The sequence below is a fragment of the Aeromonas sp. FDAARGOS 1417 genome (assembly GCF_019046985.1).
In the GTDB taxonomy this organism is placed as follows: domain Bacteria; phylum Pseudomonadota; class Gammaproteobacteria; order Enterobacterales; family Aeromonadaceae; genus Aeromonas; species Aeromonas veronii.
The window spans coordinates 3,568,085-3,582,500 of the sequence record NZ_CP077221.1 but is presented as its reverse complement, the minus strand read 5'-3'; the positions used below and the strand labels follow the sequence as shown (position 1 = coordinate 3,582,500).

General features: G+C 60.6%; 13 protein-coding genes (1 of these 13 only partly in view). 8 read left to right on the top strand and 5 right to left on the bottom strand.

Going from position 1 to position 14,416, the window contains the following annotated elements; all coding sequences use genetic code 11:
- Both rapA and rluA read left to right on the top strand, forming a co-directional pair.
- On the top strand, window positions 1–2,398 hold the 3' portion of the coding sequence (gene rapA, locus I6L47_RS16515; protein WP_216947902.1) for an RNA polymerase-associated protein RapA. It extends 470 nt beyond the left edge of the window; only the last 2,398 of its 2,868 coding nucleotides appear in the window; the start codon falls outside the window, past its left edge; it ends in the stop codon at window positions 2,396–2,398.
- Window positions 2,399–2,513: 115 nt separating this feature from the next.
- Complete coding sequence (rluA, locus tag I6L47_RS16510; protein WP_042081022.1) at window positions 2,514–3,170, top strand: bifunctional tRNA pseudouridine(32) synthase/23S rRNA pseudouridine(746) synthase RluA; 657 nt, start codon at window positions 2,514–2,516, stop codon at window positions 3,168–3,170.
- Between the two features lie 63 nt (window positions 3,171–3,233).
- Here rluA and I6L47_RS16505 read toward each other — a convergent pair whose 3' ends face one another.
- From I6L47_RS16505 to treR, 5 genes are all read right to left on the bottom strand, one after another.
- Entirely contained in the window at window positions 3,234–3,422 is a 189-nt protein-coding gene (locus I6L47_RS16505; protein WP_159162846.1) for a hypothetical protein, read from the bottom strand.
- Between the two features lie 120 nt (window positions 3,423–3,542).
- Entirely contained in the window at window positions 3,543–4,166 is a 624-nt protein-coding gene (locus tag I6L47_RS16500) for a sugar O-acetyltransferase (protein ID WP_254204759.1), read from the bottom strand.
- 3 nt (window positions 4,167–4,169) lie between these two features.
- A complete protein-coding gene (treC, locus tag I6L47_RS16495; protein WP_216947901.1) occupies window positions 4,170–5,831 on the bottom strand; it encodes an alpha,alpha-phosphotrehalase in 1,662 nt (553 codons plus the stop codon).
- Window positions 5,832–5,897: 66 nt separating this feature from the next.
- Window positions 5,898–7,328, bottom strand: coding sequence for a PTS trehalose transporter subunit IIBC (gene treB, locus I6L47_RS16490; protein WP_120416410.1), 1,431 nt, complete (start codon window positions 7,326–7,328; stop codon window positions 5,898–5,900).
- A gap of 192 nt (window positions 7,329–7,520) precedes the next feature.
- Window positions 7,521–8,468, bottom strand: a complete 948-nt coding sequence (gene treR / locus I6L47_RS16485) for a trehalose operon repressor TreR (RefSeq protein WP_216947900.1) — start codon at window positions 8,466–8,468, stop codon at window positions 7,521–7,523.
- 131 nt (window positions 8,469–8,599) lie between these two features.
- On the opposite strand from treR, the gene I6L47_RS16480 reads away from it, so the two are divergent.
- The 6 genes from I6L47_RS16480 to pbpG all read left to right on the top strand — a co-directional run bounded on the left by I6L47_RS16480 (window position 8,600) and on the right by pbpG (window position 14,203).
- Window positions 8,600–9,550 (top strand): AEC family transporter, encoded by a 951-nt coding sequence (locus I6L47_RS16480; RefSeq protein WP_216947899.1) that lies wholly within the window; start codon window positions 8,600–8,602, stop codon window positions 9,548–9,550.
- Between the two features lie 62 nt (window positions 9,551–9,612).
- Window positions 9,613–9,807 carry a heavy-metal-associated domain-containing protein gene (locus I6L47_RS16475; RefSeq protein WP_005336048.1) on the top strand — a complete coding sequence of 65 codons (195 nt, stop codon included), beginning with the start codon at window positions 9,613–9,615 and terminating at the stop codon, window positions 9,805–9,807.
- 130 nt (window positions 9,808–9,937) lie between these two features.
- On the top strand, window positions 9,938–10,996 hold the full coding sequence (gene ansB, locus I6L47_RS16470) for an L-asparaginase 2 (protein ID WP_005348754.1): 1,059 nt from the start codon (window positions 9,938–9,940) through the stop codon (window positions 10,994–10,996).
- 243 nt (window positions 10,997–11,239) lie between these two features.
- Complete coding sequence (locus tag I6L47_RS16465; protein ID WP_216947898.1) at window positions 11,240–12,532, top strand: hemolysin family protein; 1,293 nt, start codon at window positions 11,240–11,242, stop codon at window positions 12,530–12,532.
- Window positions 12,533–12,550: 18 nt separating this feature from the next.
- Complete coding sequence (locus I6L47_RS16460) at window positions 12,551–13,216, top strand: DedA family protein (protein WP_005336051.1); 666 nt, start codon at window positions 12,551–12,553, stop codon at window positions 13,214–13,216.
- A 159-nt stretch (window positions 13,217–13,375) separates the two neighbouring features.
- Entirely contained in the window at window positions 13,376–14,203 is an 828-nt protein-coding gene (pbpG, locus tag I6L47_RS16455; RefSeq protein WP_158110306.1) for a D-alanyl-D-alanine endopeptidase, read from the top strand.
- The last annotated feature ends 213 nt before the right edge of the window (window positions 14,204–14,416 follow it).

The window sequence follows — 14,416 nt, the reverse complement described above, 5'->3', positions numbered from 1 at the left end:
GCTCTATATCGCCCACGAGGTGGGTCACCGCTACGCTCCACGCGTACTGCTGGCCGATGAGGTGGGTCTGGGCAAGACCATCGAAGCGGGCATGATCATTCATCAGCAACTGCTCTCCGGCCGCGCCCATCGGGTGCTGATCCTGCTGCCCGAAACCTTGCAGCACCAGTGGCTGGTCGAGATGTTGCGCCGCTTCAACCTGCACTTCTCCCTGTTTGACGAGGAGCGCTGCATCGAAGCGTTTGCCGATGCGGAGAACCCCTTCGAGACCGAACAGCTGGTGATCTGCAGCCTCGACTTCCTGCGCAAGAAGCGCCGTCGCTTCGAGCAAGTGCTGGAAGCCGAGTGGGATCTGCTGGTTGTCGACGAAGCGCACCATCTGGAGTGGAGCGAAGAGGCGCCAAGCCGTGCCTATGAGATGGTGGAAGCGCTGGCCGAACAGGTGCCGGGTGTGCTGCTGCTGACCGCAACCCCGGATCAGCTGGGTCACCAGAGCCACTTTGCCCGTCTGCGCCTGCTCGATCCCGAGCGTTTCTACGACTACGAGGCCTTCCTCGCCGAGGAGCAGGCCTATGGTCAGGTCGCGAGCGCCGCACAAGAGCTGCTGGATGGCGAGACCCTGAGCGATGAAGCCAGACAGATCCTCGCCAGCCAGCTGGAAGGGTTGGACTTGAGCGATGCCGCCGCCCGCCAGCAGGCGGTCGCCAAGCTGCTGGACCAGCATGGCACCGGCCGGGTGCTGTTCCGCAACAGCCGCGCCAATATTCAGGGCTTCCCCGAGCGTCACCTCAACGTCTACCCCATGCCGCTGCCGGAGCAGTACAAGACTGCCATCAAGGTGATGGGCATGATGGGTGGCAACGGTGGCGATCTGCAGACACGCGCCCTGCGCTACCTCTATCCCGAGAAGATCTTCCAGCAGTTCGAAGGCGACAACGCCACCTGGACCCAGTTCGACCCCCGTGTCGAATGGTTGCTGGAGCTGCTGCTCTCAGCCCGTCAGCAGAAGGTGCTGGTGATCTGCTCCGAAGCAGCGACCGCCATCGCGCTGGAAGAGGCGCTGCGTACCCGTGAAGGGATCCGTGGTGCCGTGTTCCACGAAGGGATGTCGATCCTTGAGCGGGACAAGGCCTCCGCCTATTTCGCCCAGCAAGAGGGTGGCGCCCAGGTGCTGCTCTGCTCCGAGATCGGCTCAGAGGGTCGCAACTTCCAGTTTGCCAGCCATCTGGTACTGTTCGATCTGCCTCTCAACCCGGATCTGCTGGAACAGCGTATCGGCCGACTGGATCGTATCGGTCAGCAGAACACCGTCGAGATCCACGTTCCCTATCTGGAAGGGACTGCCCAGCGCGCCCTGCAGCTCTGGTATCACGATGGCCTCGATGCGTTCGAGCAGACCTGCCCGACTGCCCGCCCGGTATTCGAAGCGGTACGTGAAGAGCTGTTCGAGCTGCTGGCCGCCAACACCGGCGATCAGGCAGCTCTCGACGCCCTGCTGATCAAGACCCGCGAACTGCACGAGCCGCTCAAGGCTCGACTGGAGCAGGGTCGCGATCGCCTGCTGGAGATCCACTCCAGCGGTGGTGCCGCCGCCCAGCAGCTGGTCGACAAGCTGGCCGCCGAAGATGACGACACCGGCATGATCTCCTTCGCTCTCAAGATGTTCGACGAGATCGGCGTCAATCAGGATGACCGTGGCGAGAACGCGCTGGTGCTGACTCCCGGTGATCATATGCTGGTCTCCAGCTTCCCGGGCCTGCCGCAAGACGGCATGACCATCACCTTCGATCGCAACACAGCCCTGTCGCGGGATGACATGGCGCTGCTCTCCTGGGATCACCCCATGATGCGCGGCGGTATCGACCTGATCCTGGGCTCCGAGATCGGTGCCACCTCGGTCGCACTGCTCAAGAACAAGGCGCTGCCCATCGGCTCCATCCTGCTTGAGCTGATCTTCGTTGCCGAGTCTGCGGCCCATCCCCAGCTCTACCGCTTCATGCCGCCGACGCCGATCCGTCTGCTGATGGACAAGAACGGCCAGAATCTGGGTGAGAAAGTGGCGTTCGATGCCTTCAACCGCCAGCTGACGCCGGTCAATCGCCACCTCGGCAGCAAGCTCGTGACTGCATCCCAGCCGGTGATCCACGGTCTGATTGGCAAGGGCCAGGCCATTGCCGAAGAGCTGAAAGCTGGGATTGTCGACAAGGCCCGCGCCCAGATGGCGCAGACCCTGCAGCAGGATCTCGATCGTCTGGAAGCGCTCAAGGCGGTCAACCCGAACGTGCGAGACAGCGAACTGGATTATCTGCGCAATCTGAAGGCAGAATTGCACCACCTGATCGATCAGACCCAACTCAAGCTGGATGCCATCCGCTTTATCGTGGTCACCCATAACTGACAAGGTACCGACCGACAGCGGCCAGAACCAGCTCAAACTGGATACCCAAGGCCACTTTGTCGTGGTTACCCATAACTGATGGGGGCTTGCCCCCACCTTCTGATGCGAGACATTTATGTTTGAATACTCACCGCCTCTGGAACCCTGGCTCGATATCCTGTTCAAGGACAAGGACATCATGGTGGTCAACAAGCCCACTGGCCTGCTAAGCGTCCCCGGGCGCGGCCCCGAGAATGAAGACAGCGTCCTGCATCGGGTGAAACAGCAACACCCCAAGGCGGCGGCAGCTCATCGCCTCGACATGTCCACCACTGGCGTCATTGTCATTCCCCTCAATCCCAACTCTCATCGGGAGCTGAGTCGGCAATTTCGCGAGCGGGAGACCGAGAAGCACTACCTCGCCTGGGTGTGGGGTGAGCCGGAAGCAGAGTCGGGACAGGTTGACCTGCCGCTCTGCGTCGACTGGCCCAACCGCCCGAAGCAGAAGGTGGATCACGAGGAGGGGCGTCACGCCCTGACCCTGTGGGAAAAACTGAAAGTGGAGAACGGCAACAGCCTGATCAAGCTGACCCCCATCACAGGTCGCTCACACCAGTTGCGCGTCCATATGCTGGAGCTGGGGCATCCGATCCTGGGTGACAACCTCTATGCTCATCCGGATGCGCTGGCGGCGGCACCCCATCTCTACCTGCATGCTGCCATGCTGACCATCAGCCACCCCCGTAGTGGCGAGCGGATGACCTTCGAGGCGCCGGCTCCTTTCCCGGTCTGAGCCAGCTAGGTAACAGCCAATAAAAAGAAAGCCCCCATCGAGAGATGGGGGCTTTTTTATCGCTCAGACGCGGATATCGATATTGCTTCCGAGGGAAGCGCTGGCCGATGTCGGTGCTGACGAAGCGGGCGCTGCTGCCGTCTGGATAAGCTCCAGAGCCTGCTGGCCTTGCTGGGTTTGCTGTTTTTTGGCCAAACTGGCCGCTAACAATGCATAACCTTCCGATGTGGATGCAGAACTTGATATATCCATAGGGTTCCTCCTGCACTCAACAGTATCGGCCAAGCAGCCCCGAACATAAGCACTGAATGCAAAACAATCTGACAGTCGCTTTTCTATCAATCAGATAGCAATAGCATTCATGGCCCCTGTTCACCGCTGGATGACGCCTTCAAGCTCCTGTGCCGTCATCGGCCGAAGCACCTTGCAAGGGTTGCCAGCCGCCACCACATTGGCGGGCACATCTTTGGTCACCACCGAACCGGCGCCGATGACGCTGTTGTCACCGATAGTAACGCCGGGGCAGATGACGACGCTGCCGCCGATCCAGACGTTGTGACCGATCCGCACCGGCTTGCCGAACTCGACACCCCTGATGCGTGGCGCCACCGCCACCGGGTGAGCGGCGGTGTAGATCTGCACCCCGGGCGCCAGCAGCACGTTGTCGCCGATGTACACCTCGCAGACGTCGAGGATGGTGCAGCCCACGTTGGCGTAGAAGTTCTCGCCGACGAAGATGTTGGCACCATAGTCGCAGAAGAATGGCGGATTGATGGCACACTCCTGGCCGCGGCCACCGAGCAGCTCATGAAGCAAAGCATCCCGCGCCGGTTTCTCCTGCCAGCTGGTATTGAAGGTGTGATAGAGCCTGCGGCAGCGCTCACGTGCCGCTTTCAGCTCAGGATCACCCGCATCATAGGGCTCCCCCGCCACCATCTTCTGCCACTCGGCACCACGCGCATGCTGCTGTTCAGCTGCAACCATTTCCTCGCTCATCCACTACTCCATCAGCCAGATCAGGGATTCATAAGGGCGCAGCATACCCGATTGCGGTTGAGCTGGACTATCGGGGTAGTTGCCGAGCAGCAGCCGACCTTGCCCGCTTTGCAGCTCGGCAGGCAAGGCAAACTCAGCCGGCTCGCCGTAGAAGTTGCTCACCACCAGCAGGGTCTGACCGTTGGCGCGGCGGGCATAGGCCCAGATCTGCGGGTGCCCGGTCAGCAGCTCCTGATAATCCCCCTTGGTGAAGATGGGGTGCGCCTTGCGAAGGACGATGAGATCCCGATAGTGCCAGAACACCGAGTGCTGGTCGGCCAGCGCCGCCTCGGCATTGATTTCTGGGTAGTTGGCGGCAGGTTTGAGCCACGGATTGCCTGCCGTAAAACCGGCGTTCGGGGCGGCACTCCACTGCATCGGCGTGCGCGAGTTATCCCGGGACTTGGCACCGAGAATCGCGAGGATCTCGGCCTCGCTCATCCCTTCCGCCTGCTTGATGGCGAAGATATTGCGGCTCTCCACATCCTGATAGTCGTTGATGCACTGATAGCCGGGGTTGGTCATGCCGATCTCCTCCCCCTGATAGATGTAGGGAGTGCCCTGCAGGCCGTGCAGGGTGCTGGCCAGCATCTTGGCGGCCACGACGCGATGCTCGCCCTCGTCACCAAAGCGGGAGACGATACGCGGCTGATCGTGGTTGCACCAGAACAGCGCCGACCACCCCTTGCTATGCATGCCGCTCTGCCAGTGGTTGAAGATGCGCTTGAGTTCGAGGAAGTCGAACGGCGCCTTGGTCCACTTGTCGCCGTTGGGGTAATCCACCTTCAGATGGTGGAAGTTGAACACCATGGAGAGCTCGGAGCCATCGAGGGCGCCATAGCGCTGGCAGTGCTCCAGCGAAGTAGAGGACATCTCCCCCACCGTCATGGCGCCGACAGGAGCAAACACGTCGCGGCTCACATCCTGCAGGAATTCGTGGATGCGCGGCCCGTCGGTGTAGAAGCGGCGGCCATCGCCAATATCGTCGTTCGGGAAGGTCTGATCCTTGGAGATAAGGTTGATAACGTCGAGTCGGAACCCATCCACCCCCTTCTTCGCCCAGAAGTGGATGATCTTTTTCACCTCGGCGCGCACTGCAGGATTTTCCCAGTTGAGATCCGCCTGCTCGCGGGCAAACAGGTGCAGGTAGTACTGGCCGGTGGCTGCATCCAGCTCCCAGGCGCTGCCACCAAACTTGGATTGCCAGTTGTTCGGCACACAGCCATCCACCGGATCGCGCCAGATGTAGTAGTCGCGGTAGGGGCTGTATTTATCCCCCAGAGCCGACTTGAACCAGGCGTGCTCGGTGGAGGTGTGGTTCACCACGATATCCATCACGATGCGGATATCGCGCGCGTGGGCGGCGGCCAGCAGCGCCTCGAAATCATCCATGGTGCCGTAAGCGGGATCGATGGCAAGGTAGTCGGCGATGTCGTAGCCGTTGTCCACCTGCGGGGAGACGTAGACAGGGGTCAGCCAAAGGGCATCGACCCCCAGGGTTTTGAGATAGTCGAGGCGCGCCATGATCCCCTTGAGGTCGCCGGTGCCACGGGCCGCGGAATCCTGAAAGCTCTTGGGGTAAATCTGGTAAATCACGGCACTCTGCCACCAGGGTGTTTGGCTCATGGGTCTTTCTCTTGTCTCGAATATGAAATGGAGAGGGCGACCCGCGGGTCGCCCTGATAATCAGTGTCAGGCGCTGGCTTGGGCCAACTTGCCAGCGGCTTGCTGGCGCTTGTAGACCAGCAGGGTCAGCACCACCGGCACCACGATGGCGACCAGCATGGCGATGGCAAATACCGCCCAGTATTGCGGCTGGATGGAGAGGATGCCCGGCAGGCCCCCGACCCCGATGCCGTTGGCCATCACCCCAGCGAAACCGCAGATGAGGGCGGCAAGGCTGGACCCCACCATGGCGCACAACATGGGGAACTTGTACTTGAGGTTGATACCGTACATGGCCGGTTCGGTCACCCCGAGGTAGGCGGAGATGGCAGCAGGCACCGAGATCTCCCGCTCGTTCTCCTTGCGGCTAATCAAAATGATGCCGACAACCGCAGACGCCTGGGCGATGTTGGAGAGCGCGATCAGCGGCCAAATCGGGGTGCCCCCCATGCTCTGCATCAGCTGCAGATCCACCGCGTTGGTGGTGTGGTGGATACCGGTAATGACCAGCGGTGCATAGAGGAAACCGAACAGGGCAGCACCGATGGGAGCGAAGGAGCCGGTCATGGCGGCCTTGGCAGCGAAGCCAACGCCATCACCAATCCAGCGACCGAACGGGCCGATAAAGGCGTGGGCCACGATCACTGCCAGCAGCAGCGAGACAAACGGCACAATCACCAGATAGAGATAGGCCGGAATGATCCGCTTGAGGTTGGTTTCCACCCAGGCAAGGAAGACACCCGCCAGCAGCGCCGGAATGACCTGGGCCTGATAACCCACCTTCTGGATCACAAACAGGCCGAAGTCCCACACCTCGGGAGTCTGCTGACCAATGCCGTAGGCGTTCATCAACTGCGGTGACACCAGCGTCACCCCCAGCACGATACCCAAGATCTCGGAGCCGCCCATCTTCTTCACTGCAGACCAGCAGACGCCGACCGGCAGGAAGTGGAAAATCGCCTCGCCCAGCAGCCAGAGGAAGGCGTGTACCTGAGCCCAGAACTGGCTGATCTCGGTGAGGGTGTGAGTGCCATCGTCGAACATCTTGATGTCGCCGATGACGTTGCGAAAGCCCAGGATCAGACCGCCGGTGATGATGGCGGGCAGCAGCGGTACGAAGATCTCCGCCAGATGGGAAATGCCCCGCTCCAGCGGATTCATATTCTGGCGCGCCGCTTGCTTGGCGGTCTCCTTGCTGCCACCGCTGACGCCGAGCTGCTCGGTCAGCGCCTTGTACCACTGCTCTACCTCGTTGCCGATCACCACCTGGAACTGACCGCCCTGGGTGAAGCATCCCTTCACCGCCGGGATGGTTTCGATGGCCTTGCTGTCGGCCTTGGCCGGATCGTTCAGGACGAAGCGCAACCGGGTCAGGCAGTGGCTGACGGTGGCGATGTTCTCCTTGCCGCCGATCTTGTCGATCAGGGTGGCAAGCTGCTGTGCGTTGATCTTGGACATGGGTCTTCCCTCTGTGACGCCATTGAATAGTGGTCTGTATCGCCCTTTTGAGCCAGTCTGTCGGCCGGAGCGTTTTTGGTATCGTTCCCATTTAGCATGCCGACAATCTGGCCAGATCGAAATGGGAACGTTCCCAATTCGTGGCCAGCATCACAAAAAGCGTACTTTTTGTTCAGTCCGGAGTGATGGGGGTCACAGGGTTCGACAGGGGGCGATTGTCACCAGCGGAGGCTGAGCCTGCTCAATCTGGCCGAGCAGCTGACGCGCCGCCTGCTCCCCTGCCCCCTTGTAGCCAAGATCGAGACTGAGGGCATTGGGGAAGAGGAAACTGAGCATGGGGTTGTTGCCAAGGCCGGTCACCAGCACCTCGCTACGCCCTTGTTCTTGCAGGTATTTTGCCGCACCGATGGCGAGGGTGTCGCTGGCGCAGACCAGCGCCTGGGTGGAGGGCGTCAGCAGCTCGGCCGCCAGCCGGTAGCCGCTCTGCAGGCTGAGATCGCCGAGGGCGCTGCGCGGGCGCAACCCTTGCTCTGCGCAGTAAGCGAGATAGGCGTCGAGGCGGCGCTGGCCGGTGGTGAGATCCGAGGCATCAACCCCCAGATAGGCGATATCGCGGACACCACGGCTTGCCAGTTGCGCCAGCATGGTGCGTACCGCACCGGCGTCGTCGAAGCAGACCGAGGAGAAACCGGGATATTCACGGGCGACCAGCACCAGCTTCTCTTTCAGCGGGGCCATAGCGGCATAGTCCAAGTTATTGAAGGCGAACAGGATAATGCCATCCACCCCGCGCCTCTCCAGCACCGCCAGATGCTCCTGTACCTTGGCGGGGGAGAACTTGCTCTCCATCAGCACGGCATCATAGCCGCGCTGGTAAAGGGTCTCCAGCATGCCGCGCACCGCCTGATTCTCCGAGCTGGAGTCGAGCCGCGAGACGATGATCCCCACCACCTGCTGGCTCTGGCTGCGCATGGCCCGCGCCGATTTGCTCGGCACGAAGCCATGTTCGGCGATGATCTGCTCCACCCGCTCGCGGGTCTCCTGCTTCACCTTGGGATCCTGATTGAGCACCCGGGAGACGGTCGACTTGCCGACGCCACTCAGTCTGGCGATATCGAGGATGGTCAGTTTCTTGTCCATGAATTGGCTCACAGGAGGCTAGGCGGTGGAATTGCCCACATTGTTGTGATTAACCCCTGTGAATACAAGCCCATGGCGTTAGAATGCCCTTTTTGCCCCGCTTTAGGCGGCGCATCAGGAGGACGTCCACCATGGATCTGCTGGCCAGTCTGCTCTTCTCCCTCTCCATCACAGGCCCCATCTGCGTGGTGCTGCTGCTCGGCATCTTGCTCAAGCGGCTGGGGCTTTTGCCGGATCCCTTCACCGAATCCGCCTCGCGACTGGTGTTTCAGGTCACCCTGCCTGCTCTGCTCTTTCTCAGTATTCTGGGTACCAACTTCGCCACCATGCCGAGCCTCTGGTTTATCGGCTATGGCCTGCTCGCCACCGTTATCAGCTATCTGGTGCTGGAACTGCTGGCCGGACGTTTTATCGGGGAGCAGCGACTGCGCGGCATCTTCGTGCAGGGGAGCTTTCGCGGCAACAGCGCCATTATCGGGCTCGCCTATGTGCAGAACGCCTACGGCCACGAGGGGTTGGGGGCGGCGGCCTTCTATGTCGGCGCGGTGACCGTGCTCTACAACATTCTCGCTGTGATCACCCTCACCCGCAGTCTCGGCGGCGCTACCGGCATTCGCCCCATCCTGCTCGGCATCATCAAGAATCCGTTGATCATCGCCATTGTGGCGGCGCTGCCCTTTACCCTGCTCAGTATCAAGATGCCGCAACTGCTGCTCACCACCGGCAGCTACTTCGCCAACATGACGTTGCCGCTGGCGCTGCTCTGCACCGGCGCCTCACTCAGCCTCGACGCCCTGCGTGGTGGTGCAGCCATTGCGGGCTGGGCCAGCATCATGCGGCTCTGTCTCATTCCGGCTGCGTTCACTCTTGGGGCGGCCCTGCTCGGCTTCAACCATCTGGAGCTGGGTATTCTGTTTCTCATCAGCGCCACCCCGACTGCCGCCGCCAGCTATGTGATGACCCGCGCCATGGGGGGCGACAGCGTGCTGGCCGCAAACATCATCGCCACTACCACCCTCGGTTCGCTGGTCACTACCAGCCTCGGGGCGACTCTGATGAACTACCTAGGGTTGATGTACTAACGGCTTGACCTTGCCGGAGGCGGCAGCTTTAGGCTGGCGCCCATCAACAGAGGAGATATCCCATGACCATCGAACTCACCGTGTCCGGCATGTCCTGTGGTGGCTGCGCCGCCAGTCTGCAAAAAGCGCTGCTGGCCCAGCCTGCGGTCATCACCGCAACCGTCGATTTCGCCAGCAGCAAGGCCGTTATCGAGAGCGAGCTGAGCAAGGCAGAACTGATCGCCCTGATCGAAGCCAAGGGTTTCTCTGCGAGTTAAATTATCTCCATATAGGTATAAAACAGGTTAAAAATCTGTACTCACCTGTCTTTTGGTGAGTTTTATCACAGACCCGGGTTATTAAACGGGCAAACTTGCTGCGATTATTCCAACCATAAGGATTTGCAGCATGACCCTACCGATCCGCAAGACCCTGCTCGCCGCCGTCGTTGGCCTGACCCTCTCCCCCATGGCAATGGCCCTGCCCAACGTCCATATTCTGGCAACCGGCGGCACCATTGCCGGGGCTGGCCAGTCGGCTACCCAGTCCAACTACGAGGCTGGCAAGGTAGCCATCGAGACGCTGATCGCCGCGGTGCCCGAGATGAAGAACGTCGCTGACGTGCAGGGTGAGCAGGTGGTGAAGATCGGCTCCCAGGACATGAACGACGAGGTGTGGCTCAAGCTGGCCAAGCGGGTCAACGAGCTGCTGGCCAAGGATGACGTGGATGGCATCGTCATTACCCACGGCACCGACACCATGGAAGAGACCGCCTACTTCCTCAATCTGACCGTCAAGAGCGACAAGCCGGTGGTGCTGGTCGGCGCCATGCGCCCCTCCACCGCCATGAGTGCCGATGGCCCGCTCAACCTCTACAACGCCGTGGTGACCGCCTCCGACCCCGCCTCCAAGGGCCGTGGCGTGATGGTAGCGATGAACGACACAGTGCTCGATGCCCGCGACGTCACCAAGACCAACACCACCGGGGTGCAGACCTTCGCTTCCCCCAACTTTGGCCCGTTGGGTTACATCCACAACGGCAAGATCGACTATCAGCGCAGCCCGGCCCGCCTGCACACCAGCAAGACGCCGTTTGACGTGAGCAAGCTCGACAAGCTGCCGCAAGTGGGCATCGTCTACAGCTACGCCAACGCCACCGACTTGCCGGCCAAGGCGATGGTGGATGCCAAGTTCGACGGCATCGTCAGCGCCGGGGTGGGCAACGGCAACCTCTACCACACCCTGTTTGATACCCTGGCCAAGGCGAGCAAGGATGGCATCCGCGTCGTGCGCTCCGCCCGCGTGCCGACCGGCGCCACCACCCTGGATGCCGAGATCGATGATGCCAAGTACGGCTTCGTGGCCTCCGGGACTCTCAACCCGCAGAAAGCGCGGGTGCTGCTGATGCTCTCCCTGACCCAGAGCAAGGATCCAGCCCAGATCCAGCGTTGGTTCCAGCAGTTCTGATAAGGCGTTTCGGAACTGAGATGAGAAAGGGCGGGACTTCCCGCCCTTTTCCATCCTGACATGCCAGCTCGCCCATTACGCCGTTTGGCGGGGCCATCCCTCCCTTTTCCGGCCATCTTTTTCAGCCATCCCAGAGCGCTGTCATCAAATTAGCGAGCCGGATCACCCGCTTTCACAAGCGCATCGCCGCCAAATTCATTACACTGCCAGCGATCTTATCCACTCAAGGAGTGCTGTTGCTGTATGGAAATATTGATCCTGCTGGGATTGATTTTGCTTAATGGCGTCTTCGCCATGTCAGAAATCGCCATCGTCACCGCACGCAAGGCTCGCCTCGGCAAGCTTGCCTCTGAAGGCAACCGCTCCGCCGCCATTGCCCTCAAACTGGGCGAAGACCCGACCCATTTTCTCTCTGCCGTCCAAATCGGCATCACCAGCATCGGTCTGCTCAACGGTATCTACGGCGAATCCCTGCTGGCCCAGCCCTTCTCCCTCTGGTTGCAGGAGTGGGGGCTCCCGGCCAAGAGTAGTGGCCTGATCGCCACCATCATAGTGGTGGTGGTGGTTACTTATCTCTCCATTGTGGTGGGGGAGCTGGTGCCCAAGCGGCTCGGCCAGCTCAATGCCGAACGCATCGCCTGTCTGGTGGCCCGCCCGATGCACTGGCTCGCCACCCTGACCCGCCCCTTCGTCTGGCTGCTGTCGGCCTCCACCAATGCCAGCCTGCGGCTGCTGCGGGTCAACCAGAACGGCAGCGCCAACGTCACCGAGGAGGAGATCCACGCCATGCTGGTGGAGGGCTCTGAAGCCGGGGTGATCGAGGATCATGAACACACCATGCTGCGCAACGTCTTCCGTCTCGACGAGCGCAGCCTCTCCTCCCTGATGGTGCCGCGCAGCGATATCCGCTATCTGGATCTGGCGCTGCCGCTGGAGAGCAACCTGCAGCGACTGGTGGAGTATCGCCACAGCTATTTTCCGGTCTGCGACGGCAACCTGTCAGAATTGGTGGGTATCATCAATGTCAGCAAGGTGCTGCACGCCTATATCAAGGGGGAGCCCATCGATCTGGCTGCCCTGACCCAGGAGGGCAGCCTGCTGCCCGAGACCCTCAACGGCGTCGAGCTGCTCAACCACTTCCGCACCCACAGCGAACAGATGGCGCTGGTGGTGGACGAATATGGCGAGTTGCAGGGGCTGGTCACCCAGCAGGATCTGCTGGAGGCGCTGGCGGGGGATTTCCAGCAGGAGGATGGCGAGGACAACTGGGCCTTCCGGCGCGCCGACGGCAGCTGGCTGCTCGATGGCCTGATCCCGTTGCCGGAGTTGAAGGACTGTCTGGAGCTGGTTCGTCTGCCAGAAGAAGAAAAACATCACTATCACACCCTCGGAGGGCTTATCATGCTGCTCCTTGGTCGTGTTCCACAAACCGGAGACCTGGTGACACTGGAACAGTGGCAACTGGAAATTGTTGACATGGATGGCCTGCGCATCGACAAGGTGCTCGCCATGCCCTTGACCGATCAACCCAGCTAACCTGCGGAGTTTGCAAGTATGGAGCAGTTTTACCAACTGGCTCACGCCTTTATGAATCACGATCTGAACACACTTTCCGATCCCAAGATGGCCTTCATGATCTGTGGTGTGATTCTGACGTTTCTGGTACTGGAAAACGGATTCATCCCTACCGCCTTTCTGCCCGGTGACAGCCTGCTGATCCTCACCGGCGTACTCATCTATCAGGATGTGTTGTCTCTCGGGGTGATCCCGCTGTTGATCATGGCCACCTTTGTCGGCACCTGGCTCGGTTACATGCAGGGGCGCTTTCTCGGCCACACCCAGCTCTACCATCGGCTGATGTCCCACGTGGAAGAGCGACACCAGCAGAAGGTCTACCACCTGCTGGACAAGTACGGGATCATCACCCTGATCACCGCGCGCTATATCGCCTTCGTGCGCACCGCCTACCCCTATATCGTGGGTGCCACCGAACTGCCCCAGGGGCGCTTTCTCATCGTCAATCTGATCAGCTCCATCATGTGGATCTGCCCGCTGGTCGGGTTTGGCTACTACCTGAGCCACACCAAGCTGGCCGCCGAATACCAGACCCAGTTCTTCAACATCATCATCTATCTGCCGGTGGCCCTGCTGCTGGGTGGCATGGTGGCGCTGGTCTGGCGCTGGATCAGCAAACGCAGGGCCGCGCAGCCGCGGGATTGACCCCTCGCCCAACGCCCGACCTGAAAGCCCTCGCCAGAGGGCTTTTTTGATCGCCTATTTTGCGCAAATAGCAGAAATAGTCCCGCTCGGCCCTTGTAAAGCTGGGGTAAAAATGAGTGAATCTAGCGCCTTTTTTTGGATGGGAACGGAGTCGGTTGTATGTGGTGTCGGATTCGCGCAGCAGCGCTGGTTGTCGGGTTGATGGGAATGCTGGGATTGCCTGCGGTCAACGCGGCACCCAACCCAGCCAAACTGGAAGTACGCTCGAGCAGCGCCCTGGTCGTGGATGTAAAAACGGGCAAGACGCTCTACCAGAAGAATGCCACCAAGGTGCGTCCCATCGCCTCTCTCACCAAGCTGATGACAGCGCTGGTGGTGCTGGATGCCAAGCAGAATCTCAACCAGACCATTACGGTCGACAAGAACGATCTGGATCGGGTCAAACACACTCACTCCCGCATCCGCATGGGCACCAAGGTGACCCGCCGCGACGCCCTGCATCTGGCGCTGATGTCCTCCGAAAACCGGATGGCCTCGGCACTGGCGCGTCACTATCCGGGCGGTCGCAGCGCCTTCGTGCGGGCCATGAACAATAAGGCCAGACAATTGGGAATGCGTAATACCCACTTCTACGACTCCACCGGCCTCTCCACCCGCAACGTCTCCACCGCCCAGGATCTCGGCAAGCTGGCCGCCGCCGCCTATCGTCAGCCGCTGATCCGTCAGTTCACTCAGGATGAGAACCGGGAGATGCGCTTCAGCACCCCCGCCTATAGCCTGATGTTCAACAACACCAACCCGCTGGTGAAAAACCCGGATTGGGACGTACGCCTCTCCAAGACCGGCTTCACTGACGAAGCGGGGCGCTGTCTGGTGATGCGCGCCAAACCGGACAGCCGCGAGCTTGCCATCGTGCTGCTCAACTCGGTGGGCAAACGCACCCCTATAGGCGATGCCAACCGCATTCGCAAATGGTTGAAAAGCTGAGTCAATATCTCAACACAAAAGGATGCTGCGGCATCCTTTTTTATTGCCCGCAGAACGCCTCAGCAGGCCTTGCAGGATGTTGATAGCCAAACCCTAAGTGATGAGCTGCGCGCAGTCCCCCGCAGCAACAGCAGGCATACAGCCCGCTTGCAGATGAGGCAAAGGCTTGTACCGTTCAGAAGAACGCGGCTCAATAACAGAAGAGGTATAAAA

What these genes read in the sequence shown, in the direction of transcription:
- rluA (WP_042081022.1), top strand. Translation starts at nt 2,514, where the DNA reads ATGTTTGAATACTCACCGCCTCTGGAACCCTGGCTCGATATCCTGTTC.
- I6L47_RS16505 (WP_159162846.1), bottom strand. Translation starts at nt 3,422, where the DNA reads ATGGATATATCAAGTTCTGCATCCACATCGGAAGGTTATGCATTGTTA.
- I6L47_RS16500 (WP_254204759.1), bottom strand. Translation starts at nt 4,166, where the DNA reads ATGAGCGAGGAAATGGTTGCAGCTGAACAGCAGCATGCGCGTGGTGCC.
- treC (WP_216947901.1), bottom strand. Translation starts at nt 5,831, where the DNA reads ATGAGCCAAACACCCTGGTGGCAGAGTGCCGTGATTTACCAGATTTAC.
- treB (WP_120416410.1), bottom strand. Translation starts at nt 7,328, where the DNA reads ATGTCCAAGATCAACGCACAGCAGCTTGCCACCCTGATCGACAAGATC.
- treR (WP_216947900.1), bottom strand. Translation starts at nt 8,468, where the DNA reads ATGGACAAGAAACTGACCATCCTCGATATCGCCAGACTGAGTGGCGTC.
- I6L47_RS16480 (WP_216947899.1), top strand. Translation starts at nt 8,600, where the DNA reads ATGGATCTGCTGGCCAGTCTGCTCTTCTCCCTCTCCATCACAGGCCCC.
- I6L47_RS16475 (WP_005336048.1), top strand. Translation starts at nt 9,613, where the DNA reads ATGACCATCGAACTCACCGTGTCCGGCATGTCCTGTGGTGGCTGCGCC.
- ansB (WP_005348754.1), top strand. Translation starts at nt 9,938, where the DNA reads ATGACCCTACCGATCCGCAAGACCCTGCTCGCCGCCGTCGTTGGCCTG.
- I6L47_RS16465 (WP_216947898.1), top strand. Translation starts at nt 11,240, where the DNA reads ATGGAAATATTGATCCTGCTGGGATTGATTTTGCTTAATGGCGTCTTC.
- I6L47_RS16460 (WP_005336051.1), top strand. Translation starts at nt 12,551, where the DNA reads ATGGAGCAGTTTTACCAACTGGCTCACGCCTTTATGAATCACGATCTG.
- pbpG (WP_158110306.1), top strand. Translation starts at nt 13,376, where the DNA reads ATGTGGTGTCGGATTCGCGCAGCAGCGCTGGTTGTCGGGTTGATGGGA.